This window comes from Rickettsia parkeri (genome assembly GCF_051427245.1).
Lineage (GTDB): Bacteria > Pseudomonadota > Alphaproteobacteria > Rickettsiales > Rickettsiaceae > Rickettsia > Rickettsia rickettsii.
On sequence record NZ_CP195774.1, the window covers coordinates 480,695 to 498,173 of the forward strand.

Consider the following 17,479-nt stretch of genomic DNA (forward strand, 5'->3'; position numbering starts at 1 on the left):
AGAACTCTAAGATTTTATATTTTCCTGCTCCATTGCTTTTTTACGCATTTCTAAATATTCTTCTTTAGTCATTATTTTTTTGGGAGCTACATAATCTAAAAATACTTTTCCATTTAGATGATCAATTTCATGCTGGATAACTCTTGCTAAAAATCCTTCTGCGATACCTTGAATTTGATTGCCATTTATATCATATGCGTGATAATGAATTTTCTTGAATCTTGCTACCGGTCCTGTAGCATTTTCAACAGAAAAGCATCCCTCGTAATCTTCATGTTTATCAATACCTATCGGTTTATATGAGGGGTTAATCCAAATAGTTTTAGGCATTGTATCCTTAAGGTCAGGATGCCATTTTTTTAACTCTGCATCTTCATGTACTGCAAATATTATTATACATTTTGATATGCCTATTTGCGGTGCAGCAAGTCCTGCACAATTTTCTTCTTGATCATATTTCTTTTCTAAAATAGATATATCACGTAAATCTTCTGAAGATAACGGAAAGTTTAAAGTTTTTGCCTTTATTCTAATAGTTTTATCCTCTAAACTATTTAAGGTTTGAATGTTCAAAGTTACATATTGCGGTAATGAAATATTGTTTTCATTTTTCATATTACTTTTACAACCTGTTATAAAAATTATAGCAGTTAATAATAGAGCTGTTTTTAATTTGGACATATATTTTATTATAATAATTTATAAATAGAAAATTATAGATAGAAACTAAAATCAAGTAAATAAATTGTCATATTTCTTTTACGCATCCTATAGTTAATAATTTTATTTAATTTCTTTTGAGAAAAATCAATAAGTTTGACTTTTCTAACATATTCTAGTATAATATTTATCTTCAAAATAAATAGAAAAATTTAATTTATGAATACTCCCAAAAATGACAATTATCTCTCGGAACTAAGCAAGGTAATTTGGCCTATAGAAAGATATGAAAATAAGAAGTTTCTTCCTATGGCGTTTATGATGTTCTGTATTTTATTAAACTACTCAACGCTTCGTTCAATTAAAGACGGGTTTGTAGTAACGGATATAGGAGCAGAAGCAATAAGTTTCTTAAAAACATATATAGTACTACCTTCTGCCGTAATCGCTATGGTAATTTATGTTAAGCTCTGCGATATTTTAAAGCAAGAAAACGTGTTTTATGTTATTACTTCATTTTTCTTAGGGTATTTTGCATTATTTGCGTTTGTTCTTTACCCTTACCCTGATTTAGTTCATCCTGATCCTGAAACCATAGAATCTTGGAGTGTAGCTTATCCTAATTTCAAATGGTTTATAAGAATAGTTGGGAAATGGAGTTTTGCATCTTTTTATACTATGGCAGAGCTTTGGGGAACAATGATGCTTAGTTTATTATTTTGGCAATTTGCTAACCAAATTACTAAAACCGATGAAGCTAAACGTTTTTACTCAATGTTTGGTTTACTTGCTAATTTAGCATTGCCTGTAACATCCGTAATTATTGGATATTGCTTGCATGAAAAAACTCAAATAGTTGCAGAACATCTAAAATTTGTGCCTTTATTTGTTATAATGATAACAAGTAGCTTTTTGGTAATATTAACATATAGATGGATGAATAAAAACGTTCTAACCGATCCTAGACTTTATGATCCGGCATTAGTAAAAGAAAAGAAAGCTAAAGCTAAAATGTCATTAATAGACAGTTTTAAAATGATCTTTACTTCTAAGTATGTAGGTTATATTGCATTGTTACTTATTGCTTACGGTGTTTCAGTAAATTTAGTTGAAGGTGTTTGGAAATCCAAAGTAAAAGAATTATATCCGACGAAAGAGGCTTACACTATATATATGGGGAAGTTCCAATTTTATCAGGGTTGGGTTGCAATTGCTTTCATGCTTATAGGTAGTAATATTTTAAGAAAAGTATCATGGCTAACTGCAGCTATGATAACTCCATTAATGATGTTAATTACCGGTGCAGCGTTTTTTGCATTTATCTTTTTTGATAGTGTTATTGCTATGCATTTAACAGGTATTCTTGCTTCAGGTCCTTTAGCACTTGCTGTTATTATCGGTATGATTCAAAATGTTTTAAGTAAAGGTGTAAAATATTCTTTATTTGATGCCACTAAAAACATGGCGTATATTCCGCTTGATAAGGATTTACGAGTAAAAGGGCAAGCTGCTGTTGAAGTTATCGGAGGAAGATTTGGTAAATCAGGCGGTGCTATTATTCAATCTACATTCTTTATTTTATTTCCTGCATTTGGTTTTGTAGAGGCAACTCCTTATTTTGCTTCTATATTCTTTGTAATAGTAATATTATGGATATATGCCGTTAAAGGTTTAAATAAAGAGTATAAAGTTTTGGTAAATAAAACCGAAAATAGAATTTGTTAAAATTTAAGTTTAAGAGTCTAGCAGTAAATAAATTTTCATTAATAATTAAAGAGCTTTTTTGCTACAAATTATAATATTTTTGTAGCAAAAAAGCTCTTTAATTATTAATGAAAATTTATTTACTGCTAGACTCTTAAACTTGCTTTTTTTATAGTTGGAGAGTTTATAATATGACAAATACAAGATCCAAAATTAAAACTCCAAGATCGCCATATGTAAAAAAATATAATAGTTGGCGAGTAAGGATTTTGTATTCTATTATTATAGGTTACGCAACTTTTTATTTTTGTCGTCAGAATTTTAATATAGCAACTCCTGCTATAAGAGAATATTTTGGGGTTACTAAAACGCAAATTGGCTGGATATTAACTGCTTCATCTATTATGTATGGAGTTAGTAAAGCGTGTAACGGGTTTATTAGCGATAAAGTTAATGCTCGGATATTTATGGTTTTGGGTCTTTTATTTGTCGGGATCATTACTATGCTAATAGGTTTTTCAGATTCTTTATGGCTTATAGGAATTTTATGGATAGCCAGTAACTGGTTTCAATCTATGGGCTGGCCTCCTGCAACAAAGATGCTTACTCACTGGTTCGCTTCAAAAGAACTTGGAACTAAATGGGCTATGGGTGCAACTTCTAATCAAATAGGTGGTGCCCTTGCTATGATAAGCTGCGGTTATTTAATCGATAAATTTGATTGGAGAGCTGCCTTTTTTGTTCCAGGTGTAGTTGCTTGTGTAGTATCGCTTTTTTTATATAATAGGCTTCGTAATTCTCCAAAAGAAGTAGGTTTATCTACCGTAGAGGAATATAAAGAATATCCGCTTGAAGCTATAGGAGATTATGAGAAGCTATTAACTCCACAATTACTTAAAATGGTCTTTTGTAATAAGCTAATATGGTATGTTTGTTTAGCAAACATGTTTGTTTATATGATACGTTCCGGAGTAATTTATTGGGCTCCAACATTTTTAAAAGATTTACGTAATATAAGTCTTGCAAATGCAGGCTTACAAATCGGTTTATATGAAATGATAGGTATCCCAGGGGCATTAATAGCAGGTGTTTTATCTGATAAACTATTTCAAGGTCGTCGAGGTCCTGTTGCATCCATATGTATGGTATTGCTTAGCTTATTGTTAGTCTTGTTTTGGAAACTTCCTATTCACAGTGAATTATTAAGTATAGTAATTCTTTCTTTAATAGGCTTTTTTGTTTCAGGACCTCAGCTCCTTGTAGGTATAGCAGCTGCTGATTTTAGTACCCGTCAGGCTGTCGGTACGGCTAATGGATTATCAGGGTTATTTGGTTATTTAGGAGCGGCTATTGCGGGAGTCGGCGTAGGATGGATTAGCGATAATTATGGTTGGAATGGGGTATTTATATTTTTCAGTATTTCTGCTCTTTTAGGAGGAGGATTATTTGCTTTAATATGGAATCGTTCAGCTAAAAAATATATTTAATAATTATAATAAATAGGTTACAAAATGACAATACAATATACTTTTTCAATGATTAAGCCTGATGCTATCAAAAGGAATAAAATAGGGCAAGTTAATACTTACTTAGAAAATGCCGGTTTAAAAATAGTGGCTCAGAAAATGAAATTTTTAACTAAATATGAAGCTGCATGTTTTTATGATGAGCATAGAGCAAGACCGTTTTTTAATAGCTTAGTTGAATATATTACTTCAGGAGCGGTAGTACTTCAAGTGCTTAAGGGGGAGGATGCTATAACTTTAAACCGTACCATTATGGGTGCAACTAATCCTGCTGAAGCTGAAGCAGGCACTATTAGAAAAGATTTAGGCGAATCAATTGAGGCTAATAGTATTCATGGTTCAGATAGTGAAAATAGTGCGAAAAGAGAAATCGAATTTTTCTTTAATAAATCTGAAATTATAGAATAATTAATGCTAAAATATGACGTAATAGTTATAGGCGGTGGACATGCAGGCGTAGAAGCAGCCGCTGCTTCTGCACGTCTTGGAGTTCCTACTCTCTTAATTACGTTAAAACCGGAAAATTTAGGCGAAATGTCTTGCAATCCAGCAATCGGTGGCATTGCAAAAGGCACATTAGTTAAAGAAATCGATGCACTTGATGGGTTAATGGGTTATGTTATAGACCAAGCCGGTATACATTATAAAATGCTGAATGAGACTAGAGGACCAGCAGTTTGGGGACCTAGAGCTCAAGCTGATCGAAAGCTTTATAAAAAAGCAATGTATCAAATATTAACAAATTATCCTAATCTAGATATATTATATGGAAAAGTGGAAGATATAGAAATTAAATCTTCTAAAATTGAAGCGGTTATTTTAAATAACGGTAGCAAAATTCTTTGTCAAAAAATTATATTAACTACAGGTACTTTCCTATCAGGTCTTATTCATATTGGACAAAAAAAAATTCCTGCAGGTAGAGTAGATGAAGAGCCTTCGTATGGATTATCAAATACATTAAAACAAATAGGTTTTAAACTGGCTCGTTTAAAAACAGGTACACCGCCTCGCATTGATGGACGTACTATTGATTATAGTAAAACAATTTTACAACCCGGTGATAAAATTCCTCGTCCTTTTTCTGAATTAACAAATATTGTTAATGTTTCTCAGATAAATTGTTTTATCACAAAAACAACCTCAGAAACTCATGATATTATACGTGAGAATCTTGATAAATCCGCAATGTATTCAGGGCAAATAGAAGGAATAGGACCACGATATTGTCCTTCTATTGAAGATAAAATAGTCAGATTTAGTACAAAATCAGAACATCGTATATTTTTAGAACCTGAAGGGTTAGATGATTATACGATTTATCCAAACGGTATTTCTACTTCTTTGCCTGAAGATGTGCAACATAAATTGATCAAAACAATACCAGGATTAGAAAATGTAAAGGTTTTACGTCCAGGTTATGCTATAGAATATGATTATGTTGATCCACGTGAAATAAGTGTTACGTTAGAGACAAAAAAAATAGCTGGATTGTATTTGGCCGGGCAAATTAACGGTACTACAGGATATGAGGAAGCCGCAGGGCAAGGTATAATAGCCGGTATAAATGCTGCTTTAGCAGTAAAAGATCAAGCACCGTTTATGTTAACAAGAGCAAACAGTTATATTGGAGTAATGATTGACGATTTAACAACATTTGGTACTATAGAACCTTATCGTATGTTTACTTCTCGCTCAGAATATAGATTATCTTTAAGAGCAGATAACTCTGATTTACGTTTAACGGAATTAGGGATGAACATTGGAGTCGTATCAGAAAAACGTAAAAAAATATTCACAAAAAAATGTGAAGACATAGAAAAAATAAAATCATTATTAAATACCTTGTCTTTAACTACTAGTAAACTTGCTAAAATGGGTATACAGGTTGCACAGGATGGTACATATAAAACAGTATTAGACTTATTTAAAATACCTAATTTTAATGTTGAACAAGCTATTAAAATTTTTCCTATGCTTAAAGAAACACAAAATAATAACATTTTGCAATTACTCTATATTGAAGCAAAATATGCTTCATATTTAACTAGACAACACGCAGATATTAATTTATTTAAAAGTGAAGAGGCGCAGTTCATACCTAAAAATATTGACTATTTTAAAATACCGAGTATATCATTAGAGATACAGGAAAAACTTTCTTCCCATAAACCTACTACTATTGGTGTAGCACGTCGAATTCCAGGGATTACACCTGCAGCAATTACGGCTATTATAATTTATTTAAAAACTAAATATAGTGATGGAAGTTCCACGTGAAATAATTGAAAAGTTAGAAATTTTTCAAAAGTTAGTTAAAAAATGGAATAAATCAATCAATCTTGTATCGGATAATACTATACATAATTTTTGGCAACGTCATATATTAGACTCATTACAATTAATACAATATATTGATAATAAAGAAATACATTTGGTTGATATAGGAAGCGGTTCCGGTTTGCCTGGTATAGTATTATCTATAGCGGGGGTAGCGCAAGTAAGTTTAATAGAAGCTGATTTACGTAAATGTATATTTTTAGAAAAAGCATCAAAGATATCAAATAATAACATACAAATAATCAATCAAAGAATAGAAAAAGTAGAAATAGATTGTAGTATATTAACTTGTAGAGCTTTCTCTAACTTAAATACAATATTTAATTGCATAAAAAATATTTCAGTACGAGAAAAATTTTTGTTATTAAAAGGAAAAAATTATTTAACTGAAATAGTAGAAGCTAAAGAGAGATGGTTATTTGGTTATTTAATACATCAAAGTATTACTTGTGAAGAAGGGAAAATTCTAGAAGTTAGTAATTTAACAAAAATGATATGAAAGTAATTGCTATTGTTAATCAAAAAGGAGGGGTAGCTAAAACTACAACTACTGTGAATTTAGCTACAGCTTTTGCTGCTGTAAATAAAAAAATTTTAGTTATAGATCTTGATCCTCAAGGGAATAGTAGTACCGGTTTTGGAATTAGTCAGCAACAACGCAAAAATACTATATACCACGTATTAACAAATTTAATAGAATTGCAAGATGCAATAATTTCTACAGATATACCAAATTTAGAAATAATTACTTCAAACACTAATCTATCTGCGGCTGAATTAGACTTAACAAAATTAAAGGACCGAGAATATATTTTAATGAAGCTATTGGCAGAAATAAAAATATTATATGATTATATAATTATTGATTGCCCTCCTTCATTAAATTTATTAACGGTAAACGCTTTAGTTGCAAGCGATGAAGTACTGATTCCAATGCAATGTGATTTTTATTCTTTAGAAGGATTAAGTCATTTGTTAAAAACAATTGAAATTGTAGAGAAAAAATTAAATCCTAAGATAAAGATTGCAGGTATATTATTTACAATGTATGATAAGCGTAATCGTTTAACGGAACAAGTAGAAGATGATGTTAGAAAATGCTTAGGAGAATTAGTATTTAAAACCGTTATTCCAAGAAATATTAAACTATCTGAAGCTCCTTCATATGGAAAACCGGCTATTATATATGATTATAAATGTTCGGGAGCAGTTGCATATATAGAACTTACAAAAGAAATCTTAGAAAGATATGGCGAAAAATAAAGGACTAGGAAGAGGATTATCTTCATTACTTGGAGAAGAAGTTATTTCTATAGAATCAGAAATAGTACAAATAATAAATATTGATAAAATAAGACCAAACGAGAATCAGCCTAGAAAAAACTTTGAATATGATAAAATAAAAGAATTAGCAGATTCTATATTGAATAATGGTTTATTACAGCCTATTATTGTTGATAATAATTTCCAAATTATAGCAGGAGAGCGACGCTGGCGTGCATGTAAATTAGCAAAAGTTTTAGAGATACCGGTAATTATAAAAAATTTAGATGCTAGAGAGAGTATGGAAATAGCATTAATTGAGAACATACAAAGAACTGATTTAACAGTGATGGAAGAAGCTCGTGGCTTTAAATATTTAATAGAAAATTTTAATTATACGGCAGAAAAATTAGCTGAAAGGCTTGGTAAAAGTCGTAGTCATATAGCTAATTTATTAAGGCTTAATAATTTGCCGCAGTCTATTCAAGATAAAGTAAATGAAAATATACTAAGTATGGGTCAAGCTCGGTGTTTAATAAATCATGAACATGCAGAAGTAATAGCCGATTATATTATAAATAATGATTTAAATGTACGTCAAACAGAAGAACTAGTAAGACAATGGTATAAAAATGAGTATACAAAATCCCCGAACAATAATAACAAAATAGGAAAGCGTTTTTTAAAGGACAACGCTATGGATAATGATCTAGAATTATTAGTAAAAGCTTTATCAGAAAAATTTGGTATAAAAATAACAATAGAAAATTATCCATTAGGTGGAAAATTAATATTTCATTATAAAGATTTGGAAGAATTAGACTTGATATTGTTAAAATTAAATTAAAATGCATATGGAAAAATTATCAATAAGCTTGAACGAAAAATTATAAGTATAAAAGTATACACAATCCTCAAGCTGCTAAAATTAAAGTATATATACAGCATTTTATTTCTTAAAATAAATATCTAAACGAGAAACACAATGATAGAAATTACAATGTCTAATTTTGAATTATATGATCATAGAGCAATAAATTCATACAATACAGTAGTAAATAATATATATCGGTGTAAAATAATAATATAAGGAAATAAGTAATTTATGTCATATCAATATGTTTATGAAATGGTTGGTTTAAGCAAAATTATAAATGGTAAACGAATTTTAAAAGAAACAAATTTATCATTTTTACCAAAAGCTAAAATCGGTATAATAGGTCCAAATGGAGCAGGCAAATCGACTTTATTAAAAATAATGGCAGGTATTGATAAAGAGTTTGAAGGTAAAGCAACAGCTAAAATTGGTATAAAAGTAGGATATTTACCTCAAGAACCGTATCTTGATGCTAGTAAAAATGTTTTTGATAATATCATAGAAGGTCTTTATGAAAAGAAAAAACTTATTGATGAATTTAATTATATAAGTAACAAATTTGCTGCTGAAATCACTGATGAAGAAATGCAAAAGCTTTTTGATAAACAAGCAGAATTGCAAGAAAAAATAGACAATTGTGATGGATGGAATCTAGAACGTGAAATAGAGATTGCAATGCTTGCTTTACGTTGCCCACCAAAAGAAGCAGATATTACAAAAATTTCCGGTGGAGAAAAAAGAAGAGTGGCTTTATGTAAATTGCTTTTAGAGAAACCTGATATGTTGTTACTTGATGAACCTACAAATCATTTGGATGCAGAATCAGTTTCTTGGCTTGAGGATTATTTAAAGCATTATGAAGGTACTGTAATAGTAATTACCCATGATCGTTATTTTTTAGATAATGTTACAGAATGGATATTAGAAATAGATCGTGGAAATTGTATACCGTGGGAATCAAATTATAGTTCTTGGCTTGAGCAGAAGCAAAAAAAATTAGCTTTAGAAAGTAAAGAAGACGATGATAGAAAAAAACAATTGAATCGTGAACTTGAATGGATTCGTCAAACTCCAAAAGCTAGACAATCAAAAAATAAAGCACGTATTACAGCATATCAAGAGTTATTAAATAAACAACAAGAACAAAAAACTGATCCTACTCAAATAATTATACCTAACGGACCTCGTTTAGGTGATTTTGTTATTGAAGCAGAACATATAGCTAAAAAATTTAATAATAAAATATTATTATCAGATTTTAGTTTTAAAGTTCCACGTGGAGCTATTGTAGGAATTATTGGACCGAATGGAGCAGGTAAGTCTACTTTGTTTAATATTATTACAGGTAAAATAATGCCAGATAGTGGTTCTATTAAAATTGGTCAAACGGTCAAATTAGGTTATGTCGATCAATCACGGGATCATTTAGATGATAATAAGACTATATGGGAAGAAATTTCAGAAGGTCTAGATGAATTACAACTTGGTAATAGAATAATTAAAAGTAGAGCTTATTGTGCAGCTTTTAATTTTAGAGGCGGTGATCAACAAAAAAAAGTTGGACAACTTTCAGGTGGAGAACGTAACAGAGTACATTTGGCAAAATTACTAAAAGAAGGAGCAAATGTTATATTATTAGATGAGCCGTCTAATGATTTAGATATTGATACGTTAAGAGCACTTGAAGATGCTATTTTAGATTTTGCAGGTTGTGTATTAGTGATTAGTCATGATAGATGGTTTTTAGATAGAATAACCACTCATATTATATCATATGATAAAGAAAATAATGCTACATGGTTTGAAGGAAATTATCAAGATTATCATGAATATATGCTAAGTACTAACAGGGAAAGTATTTTAAATCCAAAATATAAACATAAGAAATTAATATAAATATGTCTTTAACACAAATATTATTAATTTTGTTTGTAGGAATATTGGTAACAAAACCGCATGATATTTTTATAATTATTAAAGAATTAAAAAAAATAAAAGCGTATTTAATTAATATTAAGTCATCTATTGTAAAAAATATAGATGAACCGTTAGAAACAGAGCAGGTAAATTTTTATTTAAAAAAAATTATTAATCTAGAAGGTTATTATCATGGTAGTTATGATTTAACGACAATAAAAGAAAAATATTATACACTAATAATTAATAATGACTTAATAGAAAATGAATCAGTACCTGATATAACAGAGAAACACTAATCCGTGCCTCGTTCAATTGATTAAATCTAAGAATTATGCAAAAAGTAGTAAAACTTAACAATATCAAAATAGGAAATGATTTACCGTTTGTTCTAATTACAGGGCCTTGTCAGATTGAAGGAAAAGATCATGCGTTGTTTATGGCAGAAAAACTTGTTAAATTAACTAGCAAGCTTGAGATTCCATTTATTTATAAATCTTCTTTTGATAAAGCTAATAGAACTTCCGTACATGGGATTAGAGGAGTTGGTATTGAGAAAGGTTTAGAAATTTTATCAAAAGTAAAATCTGAATTCGATTGCCCTATTGTTACTGATGTTCATTCAGAGAGTCAATGTACTGAAACAGCCGAAGTAGCAGATATTTTACAAATTCCGGCATTTTTATGTAGACAAACCGACTTGCTTCAAGCTGCAGCAAAAACAGGTAAAATAGTAAAAGTAAAAAAAGGACAGTTTCTAGCTCCGTGGGATATGAAAAATGTACAAACAAAACTAGAAGCTTTTGGAGTAAAGGATATATTATTTACAGAGCGAGGAGCATGTTTTGGTTATAATAACTTGGTATCTGATATGCGTAGTCTTGCAATAATGGCAGAGTTAAATGTACCTGTAGTTTTTGATGCCACACATTCCGTTCAGCAACCGGGCGGGCTAGGAGGCAGTACCGGTGGAGAAAGAAAATATGTAGAGTTACTTGCAAAGGCAGCAACTTCTGTAGGTATCGCCGGTATGTATATGGAAGTACATCAAGACCCCGATAACGCTCCAAGCGATGGTCCATGTATGATGAAGTTGGATAATCTAGAGTCTATTCTTATCAAACTAAAAAAATATGATAAAATTACAAAAGAAAAATAACTTCAAGTTTTACCTTTCAAAATATATATAAATATCCCCTATTAATTCAATTTTAAAATAGAAGTAATAATTTTTTACAATATAAAAAAATAGAACTTTCTTATCGTTAGAATTTCACAAATTCGCCTTTAAATCTTTGTTGTAAATTTACTTATTTAGAATTTTTTTAAATAGTATTAATATTAATTTATTCAGCTTATAGATCAAAAATGTTTTTATTTGTATAAATGCAAATAATTTATAGGTATAATTATTATATGGAATCAAATAAAAGCAGTTGGCAGTACACTGCTTGGTAGTCCTAAACAGAAAAATATAAATGATTTTTTGACGGAGTAAATAATAATATAAAATTAAAACCTTATCAAGTAACCGATAATGTAGAATCTAATAAAGAACAAAAAAAATATTATAAAGAAGCATTAGAATGGCTTGATAAACTTACGGGATCGCAAGCTGAGCATATTATTATATCTATAAATGAAATAAAAGCCAATGCTCATTATTATTTAGGTATGATTTATGAAAATATCTTTAAAAAAAGATCTTTATATATCTTTAGAAGAATTTTTATTTAAATTAAATTTAATACCACTAGCTGCTTTTGAATATTTAAAGGCTGCAAGTATAGCTAGCCCTCAGGAAGAACAAAAATTATTGTTAAAAGTTCATAAAGTTTATAGTACGGAGATGGAGGAAAATACTGTTTTTATACGCTCAATGCTTGACAAAGGTAAGATGGAAGATCTGAGTATAGTTACTAAAGAGGCTGACAGAACAAAATTTTTAAGTGATACACAGACTATAATAAATGATTTTGTTTCACTGCCGGAGCTGCAAGCCAAGGAGTGGCCAGAAGTACAACAAAAAATGAGCAATTGACTAATAATCAACAAGAAGTAAACAAATGCCAATTAATACAGGACATAGGCATTGGGTAAATATGAGATAATGATACAAATAAGATAATATTTACTTATAATGATCCTTTGGGCAGATCATTAAATGATCGTCCTGACTTAATAAAACTTATTACCGAGGTTTGCTCTGATGCAGAAATAATGGATTTAAAAACTCAACAACAAGAAGAAGGAAATACTTAGGACTACGGAGTTTTGGTATGCGATGATTTAATAAGACAATCTCAAGCTGAAACATTAAAACAAAGTTTAATAGCTCTCAACAAGTCCAAGAACAACATGTTTATATTAACATGAGATAGTAATACTTCAGATAACGAAGAAGATAAAGATAATAACGATAATAGTAATGAAGTAGAGCGTCCTCCTTATGATAACAATGACGAAGTTGAGGTAGGTGGAGCAACTATGCAACTTAATGATTAACATTAAAAGTTTGACGTTGCGATGTCATTGCTGCTGTTGCAGGAATGACATCGGTATTCTAATAACAATGTCCACTCGCAATACTTGCATTTACACCGAGAAAGAATTACCGCAGCCGCATTTTGCTTTAGCTTGCGGATTACTAACGTTGAAATATGAACTGCCTAGTTCTTCTATAAAATCAAGAGTGCAATCTAGCATAAATTTTTGAGAGATAGGATCAATAATAATTGTAGCATTATGTTTAGTAATGACATAATCATCTTGCTCTATATTATCTTTTGAGACTAGTTCGTAATTATACATAAGTCCTGAGCAACCGCCGCTATCAACCGAAATTCGCAGTACTAAATTCTTATCTTTTTCTAGCTTTACTAACTCGCAAACCCGTTCAAAAGCTCTATCCGTAATTGTTATCGTCACTTAAAATTACCTTGTAAAAGTCTCATAAATTATATAGTATATCTTGATATTTTTCAAGTTGGCTTTGTTGTGTGGATACCCAATCGGCATTGCGAGCAGCCGTAGGCTGCGTGGTAATCTCATGAAATAATAACAAACTCCTGAGATTGCTTCGTCAATTGCTATGCAATTTCCTCGCAATGACGAAAAGTTAGAACCACAACAACGTCTTTCAAAATAAAGGATAACGATGCTTGCTTCATACGCTTCTGATCCTCTTAAAAGTAGGGGAAGATTATATAAGGAAATCCCGACCTCTTATAGAAACGAGTTTGAACGTGATCGTGATCGTATTATACATACTAATGCATTTAGGCGTTTGCAATATAAAACTCAAGTTTTTATTAATCACGAGGGAGATCATTACAGAAATAGGCTAACTCATTCTCTAGAGGTTTCGACTGTTGCACGTTCGGTCGCTAGTACTTTAAATTTATCAAATGATTTAGCTGAGACAATAGCACTTGCTCATGATCTTGGGCATACGCCTTTCGGTCATGCGGGAGAGCGAGCTTTAAATGAATGTATGAGAGAGTATAACGGCTTTTCTCATAATGCTCAATCTTTAAAGATACTAACATTACTTGAAAAAAGATATGCGGCTTATAATGGAGTAAATTTAACATGGGAAGTTTTAGAAGGAATAGTAAAACATAACGGTCCTATACTAGGCGAGATAAATGAATATATAGCAGAGTATAATAAGCAAAATGATTTAGAACTTAGTACCTATGCATCAGCAGAGGCTCAAATAGCAGCTCTTGCCGATGATATTAGCTATATTTCGCATGATTTGGAAGATAGTATCGGTGCTAAAATTATCGATTTTCATAGTCTTGCTGAACTTAAATATATTGATCAACATGTTGTTGAACTCAAGTCAAAATTTAAAAATATTAGTTCCTCATGTCTGATTTATGAGGTAGTACGTAAGCTAATACATGAGTTAATTACCGATTTATTATGGCAAACAAAAGAAAATTTAAATAAAGAAAAAATTACTAACATAGATGAGATACGTAACTTAAATTATCAGATAGTGGATTTTACGGAAAAAACTAATAAAAATATTAAGGAAACTAAGAAGTTTCTTCATGAGCGAGTTTATAAAAGTAATAAAATTACGGCCATCAGCCTTAAATGTACTAAAATCGTACAAGGGCTGTTTAAGGTTTATATGGATGATATTAATTTATTGCCGGTTAATTGGAAAATGCTAATAGACTCTAATGAAACATATAGTAAAGCTAGAGTTGTTGCTGATTATATAGCAGGGATGACTGACCGTTTTGCCATTCAGGAATATAATCAGCTCTGCTCGACTTCCTACATAACTTGCTTCTAAGGGTAATTTGTGCGTCGCTCCGATACTCGCATCCTCACGTACTAAAGTGTACGCTGCGGTGCTGCGTTCTGTGTCTCCTACAAATTCCTCCTTATTAGCAAGCGTTTGTAAGAATTTTATTCGCTGAATTTTAATAACATTTAATAATTATGAATATATTTAATCAATTGAAACAAGATATAATTGTGGCAAGCAGGCAATTATATAATAATCAAGAAATAGCAAATACTGCTACTATTGAAATACCGAAAGATAGTTTTAACGGTGATTTATCAAGTAATATTGCAATGATTATTGCAGCTAAAGAAAGTATTGCTCCTCGGGAAGTGGCTTTAAAATTTAAAGAAGTCCTTATAACATTACCTTATATTGCAAGTATAGAAATAGCAGGACCTGGCTTTATTAATTTTACTATAAAAGCTGATAGTTGGCAGGCATCAATAAAGGATATTTTACAGCATGAAGAAAAGTTTTTTGAAATTGATATAGATAAAAGCAAAAATATTAACATCGAGTATGTTTCGGCAAATCCCACCGGTCCAATGCATATAGGGCATGCTAGGGGTGCGGTATATGGTGATGTGCTAGCAAGGATTTTGCAAAAGGTAAGTTATTCCGTTACAAAAGAATATTATGTTAATGATGCAGGCTCACAAATAAATGATTTAGTTAGTACGGTATTATTACGTTATAAAGAGGCTTTAGGTGAGCAAATTACTATCCCTGCCGGGTTATATCCGGGAGAGTATTTAATTCCGCTTGGGCAAATTTTAGCGAAAGAATACGGCAATAAATTATTAACGATGAACTATGCTGAAAGGTTCAAAATAATTAAAAGTTTTGCCGTAGAAAAAATGCTTGATTTAAATAGAAAAGATTTAGCAGATTTAGGGATTAAACATGATATATTTTTCTCTGAGCAATCATTGCATGATAAAGGTGAGATAGAGGAAACAGTTAAACTACTGGAGCGTATGGGGCTAATTTATGAAGGTACGTTACCTGCCCCTAAAGGTAAAATTCACGAAGAGTGGGATAATAGAGTTCAAAAATTATTTAAATCTACTAAGTACGGTGATAGTCAAGATCGTCCTATAGAAAAAGCTGATGGAAGTTGGTCTTATTTTGCTTCTGATCTTGCATATGCTAAGGATAAAATAGAGCGGGGAGCGAATCACTTAATTTATGTACTTGGTGCCGATCATAGTGGATATGTTAAAAGAATTGAGGCAATAGTTAAAGCTTTAGGTAAGGAGCAGGTTAAAGTGGACGTTAAAATTTGTCAATTGGTCAATTTCGTTGAAAACGGTGTGCCGGTTAAAATGTCAAAACGTCTTGGGAGCTTTGCTAGTGTGCAAGACGTAAATCATGAGGTGGGGAAAGATATCATAAGATTTATGATGTTAACTAGACAAAATGATAAGCCACTTGATTTTGATTTGGTAAAAGTGAAAGAACAATCAAGAGAAAATCCTATCTTTTATGTACAATATGCACATGTGAGAACGATATCTATTTTATCAAAAGCTAAAGAATTAATGCCTGAATCTTATAATAACTTTGAATCAGGTAAGTATGATTTATCTTTATTATCCTCTGAAGAAGAAATTGAGATTATAAAACTTTTGGCTAGCTGGACAAAAACATTAGAAGCATCTGCAAAATATTTTGAACCGCATCGCATTGCATTTTATTTAATAAATTTAGCCTCAAAATTTCATTCTATGTGGAATTTCGGTAAAGAAAATAGCGATTATAGATTTGTAATTGAGAGCAATAAAGAATTAACTCTAGCACGCCTTGCTCTTACAAGTGCTATACAGAAAGTTATAGCTAGTGGTCTTGAAGTGATAGGTGTAGAACCAATGAACAAAATGTAGTTAGGTTTTCATCGTCATTGCAAGGAGGTGTTGCTCATGTGGATACCGAGTCGTCATTGTGAGCAGCCGTAGGCTGCGTGGCAATCTCATGAAATAATACTCCTGAGAGTGCTTCGTCAAAACTTACAATTTTTCCTCGCAATGACGTTTTTCTATTATCAAATTACTAAATATGATCAATAATATTTTTATTAAAATATTTCTAGTATTTTTAGTATGTATGTCCGCTATTTATTTTGGTTATCAATATTATCAGAATAGTAAGCCGGTAATTACTATTTATCCTGATGAGCTGCCTACAAAAATAAAACCGTCTATAATAGAGAATAACCAAATAGCCGCAGTACATAGTACGATATATGAAAATCTTATTGCTAAAGATACAAATATTAAAACCGTAAAATTGCTTCCTGACCCTGAGAAACCTATGAGTATAGATTCTCGCAACCAAAGTCAAAGCGATGAATCTTTTGATGAAATATCTAATCTTATTGCATTAATAGAGCCAAATAATAACGCCAAAAATGAAACGGATTTAAATATAATAAAGCTTGAAAAAGGAAGTAAAGATAAGGTTAGTAATGCTAAAAATTGTAAAAATAATGAAAGTTATAAAGTACAACTAGGTTCGGTAAAATCTGAAGCAGAAGCAATGAAAGAAGGGGAAAGAATAAAAAAGCAATTCCCGAAAATTCTTAAAAATGTTGTTATCACAACCAAAAAAGTTAAATATGACGACGGCAAATTTTTCTATTTAATCTTAGCCGGTGATTATGGTAGTCTTAGTCAAGCTAAAGCGGTTTGTAAGAAATTAGCTTATAATAAGCAGAGTTGTGTGTTGAAGTGATATTTGTATACTCTTATGTCATTCCTGCGAAAGCAGAAATCCATCATAAAGCGAGATAAATCGAGCTTTTAATTTTAAGAATTTGCTGTGTTTATACTTTTTTTCTGGATTTCTGCTTTCGTAGGAATGACATAGAGAACCACGCAACAACGA

17 protein-coding genes and 1 pseudogene are annotated in these 17,479 nt (G+C 30.9%); 15 read left to right on the plus strand and 3 right to left on the minus strand.

Translation table 11 applies throughout. The features are described 5' to 3' along the window. Positions 1 to 6: 6 nt before the first annotated feature. Positions 7 to 681 (minus strand): peptide deformylase, encoded by a 675-nt coding sequence (locus ACSFFC_RS02855; protein ID WP_014410316.1) that lies wholly within the window; start codon positions 679 to 681, stop codon positions 7 to 9. 198 nt (positions 682 to 879) lie between these two features. Between ACSFFC_RS02855 and tlc1 the strand changes: the two genes are divergently transcribed. The 12 genes from tlc1 (at position 880) to ACSFFC_RS02915 (ending at position 12,549) form a co-directional block, all read left to right on the plus strand. After that, a complete protein-coding gene (gene tlc1, locus ACSFFC_RS02860; protein ID WP_014410317.1) occupies positions 880 to 2,385 on the plus strand; it encodes an ATP/ADP exchange transporter Tlc1 in 1,506 nt (501 codons plus the stop codon). Between the two features lie 170 nt (positions 2,386 to 2,555). Continuing rightward, positions 2,556 to 3,851: an MFS transporter gene (locus ACSFFC_RS02865; RefSeq protein ID WP_014410318.1), complete on the plus strand. Its 1,296-nt coding sequence runs from the start codon at positions 2,556 to 2,558 to the stop codon at positions 3,849 to 3,851. Positions 3,852 to 3,875: 24 nt separating this feature from the next. Continuing rightward, entirely contained in the window at positions 3,876 to 4,298 is a 423-nt protein-coding gene (ndk, locus tag ACSFFC_RS02870; RefSeq protein ID WP_014410319.1) for a nucleoside-diphosphate kinase, read from the plus strand. Positions 4,299 to 4,301: 3 nt separating this feature from the next. Continuing rightward, positions 4,302 to 6,170: a tRNA uridine-5-carboxymethylaminomethyl(34) synthesis enzyme MnmG gene (mnmG, locus tag ACSFFC_RS02875; RefSeq protein ID WP_014410320.1), complete on the plus strand. Its 1,869-nt coding sequence runs from the start codon at positions 4,302 to 4,304 to the stop codon at positions 6,168 to 6,170. Then, entirely contained in the window at positions 6,154 to 6,729 is a 576-nt protein-coding gene (gene rsmG / locus ACSFFC_RS02880; protein WP_004996817.1) for a 16S rRNA (guanine(527)-N(7))-methyltransferase RsmG, read from the plus strand. Before mnmG ends, rsmG begins: the two co-directional genes overlap by 17 nt. Next, positions 6,726 to 7,493 carry a ParA family protein gene (locus ACSFFC_RS02885; protein WP_014410321.1) on the plus strand — a complete coding sequence of 256 codons (768 nt, stop codon included), beginning with the start codon at positions 6,726 to 6,728 and terminating at the stop codon, positions 7,491 to 7,493. The genes rsmG and ACSFFC_RS02885 overlap by 4 nt, the downstream gene beginning before the upstream one ends. Next, positions 7,480 to 8,340, plus strand: coding sequence for a ParB/RepB/Spo0J family partition protein (locus tag ACSFFC_RS02890; protein WP_014410322.1), 861 nt, complete (start codon positions 7,480 to 7,482; stop codon positions 8,338 to 8,340). Before ACSFFC_RS02885 ends, ACSFFC_RS02890 begins: the two co-directional genes overlap by 14 nt. Before the next feature lie 258 nt (positions 8,341 to 8,598). After that, a complete protein-coding gene (gene ettA / locus ACSFFC_RS02895) occupies positions 8,599 to 10,266 on the plus strand; it encodes an energy-dependent translational throttle protein EttA (RefSeq protein WP_014410323.1) in 1,668 nt (555 codons plus the stop codon). A gap of 2 nt (positions 10,267 to 10,268) precedes the next feature. Further along, positions 10,269 to 10,586: a DUF2672 domain-containing protein gene (locus ACSFFC_RS02900; RefSeq protein ID WP_004996813.1), complete on the plus strand. Its 318-nt coding sequence runs from the start codon at positions 10,269 to 10,271 to the stop codon at positions 10,584 to 10,586. 35 nt (positions 10,587 to 10,621) lie between these two features. After that, positions 10,622 to 11,446, plus strand: a complete 825-nt coding sequence (gene kdsA / locus ACSFFC_RS02905) for a 3-deoxy-8-phosphooctulonate synthase (RefSeq protein WP_012719358.1) — start codon at positions 10,622 to 10,624, stop codon at positions 11,444 to 11,446. A 522-nt stretch (positions 11,447 to 11,968) separates the two neighbouring features. Further along, positions 11,969 to 12,328, plus strand: a complete 360-nt coding sequence (locus ACSFFC_RS02910) for a hypothetical protein (protein ID WP_014410324.1) — start codon at positions 11,969 to 11,971, stop codon at positions 12,326 to 12,328. Positions 12,329 to 12,435: 107 nt separating this feature from the next. Beyond that, positions 12,436 to 12,549 (plus strand): hypothetical protein, encoded by a 114-nt coding sequence (locus ACSFFC_RS02915; protein WP_014410325.1) that lies wholly within the window; start codon positions 12,436 to 12,438, stop codon positions 12,547 to 12,549. Positions 12,550 to 12,882: 333 nt separating this feature from the next. Here the strand turns inward: ACSFFC_RS02915 and ACSFFC_RS02920 are convergent, their stop codons facing one another. Then, entirely contained in the window at positions 12,883 to 13,215 is a 333-nt protein-coding gene (locus tag ACSFFC_RS02920; protein WP_012719360.1) for an iron-sulfur cluster assembly accessory protein, read from the minus strand. A 229-nt stretch (positions 13,216 to 13,444) separates the two neighbouring features. Here ACSFFC_RS02920 and ACSFFC_RS02925 point away from each other — a divergent pair, with 229 nt between their 5' ends. Then, positions 13,445 to 14,599, plus strand: coding sequence for a deoxyguanosinetriphosphate triphosphohydrolase (locus ACSFFC_RS02925; protein WP_010976778.1), 1,155 nt, complete (start codon positions 13,445 to 13,447; stop codon positions 14,597 to 14,599). On the opposite strand, the pseudogene ACSFFC_RS02930 reads toward ACSFFC_RS02925, so the two are convergent. Then, positions 14,513 to 14,719: pseudogene (locus ACSFFC_RS02930) on the minus strand (palindromic element RPE1 domain-containing protein); the annotation flags it as partial. The gene ACSFFC_RS02925 and the pseudogene ACSFFC_RS02930 overlap by 87 nt on opposite strands. A 29-nt stretch (positions 14,720 to 14,748) precedes the next feature. On the opposite strand from ACSFFC_RS02930, the gene argS reads away from it, so the two are divergent. Continuing rightward, complete coding sequence (gene argS / locus ACSFFC_RS02935; protein WP_014410326.1) at positions 14,749 to 16,479, plus strand: arginine--tRNA ligase; 1,731 nt, start codon at positions 14,749 to 14,751, stop codon at positions 16,477 to 16,479. A gap of 172 nt (positions 16,480 to 16,651) precedes the next feature. Further along, on the plus strand, positions 16,652 to 17,326 hold the full coding sequence (locus tag ACSFFC_RS02940) for an SPOR domain-containing protein (protein ID WP_010976780.1): 675 nt from the start codon (positions 16,652 to 16,654) through the stop codon (positions 17,324 to 17,326). Positions 17,327 to 17,479 lie beyond the last annotated feature (153 nt).

Coding starts and splice junctions, on each gene's coding strand:
- ACSFFC_RS02885 (WP_014410321.1), top strand. CDS start 6,726: ATGAAAGTAATTGCTATTGTTAATCAAAAAGGAGGGGTAGCTAAAACT.
- ndk (WP_014410319.1), top strand. CDS start 3,876: ATGACAATACAATATACTTTTTCAATGATTAAGCCTGATGCTATCAAA.
- rsmG (WP_004996817.1), top strand. CDS start 6,154: ATGGAAGTTCCACGTGAAATAATTGAAAAGTTAGAAATTTTTCAAAAG.
- ACSFFC_RS02855 (WP_014410316.1), bottom strand. CDS start 681: ATGTCCAAATTAAAAACAGCTCTATTATTAACTGCTATAATTTTTATA.
- mnmG (WP_014410320.1), top strand. CDS start 4,302: ATGCTAAAATATGACGTAATAGTTATAGGCGGTGGACATGCAGGCGTA.
- ACSFFC_RS02865 (WP_014410318.1), top strand. CDS start 2,556: ATGACAAATACAAGATCCAAAATTAAAACTCCAAGATCGCCATATGTA.
- ACSFFC_RS02910 (WP_014410324.1), top strand. CDS start 11,969: ATGAAAATATCTTTAAAAAAAGATCTTTATATATCTTTAGAAGAATTT.
- kdsA (WP_012719358.1), top strand. CDS start 10,622: ATGCAAAAAGTAGTAAAACTTAACAATATCAAAATAGGAAATGATTTA.
- ACSFFC_RS02940 (WP_010976780.1), top strand. CDS start 16,652: ATGATCAATAATATTTTTATTAAAATATTTCTAGTATTTTTAGTATGT.
- tlc1 (WP_014410317.1), top strand. CDS start 880: ATGAATACTCCCAAAAATGACAATTATCTCTCGGAACTAAGCAAGGTA.
- ACSFFC_RS02900 (WP_004996813.1), top strand. CDS start 10,269: ATGTCTTTAACACAAATATTATTAATTTTGTTTGTAGGAATATTGGTA.
- argS (WP_014410326.1), top strand. CDS start 14,749: ATGAATATATTTAATCAATTGAAACAAGATATAATTGTGGCAAGCAGG.
- ACSFFC_RS02890 (WP_014410322.1), top strand. CDS start 7,480: ATGGCGAAAAATAAAGGACTAGGAAGAGGATTATCTTCATTACTTGGA.
- ettA (WP_014410323.1), top strand. CDS start 8,599: ATGTCATATCAATATGTTTATGAAATGGTTGGTTTAAGCAAAATTATA.
- ACSFFC_RS02925 (WP_010976778.1), top strand. CDS start 13,445: ATGCTTGCTTCATACGCTTCTGATCCTCTTAAAAGTAGGGGAAGATTA.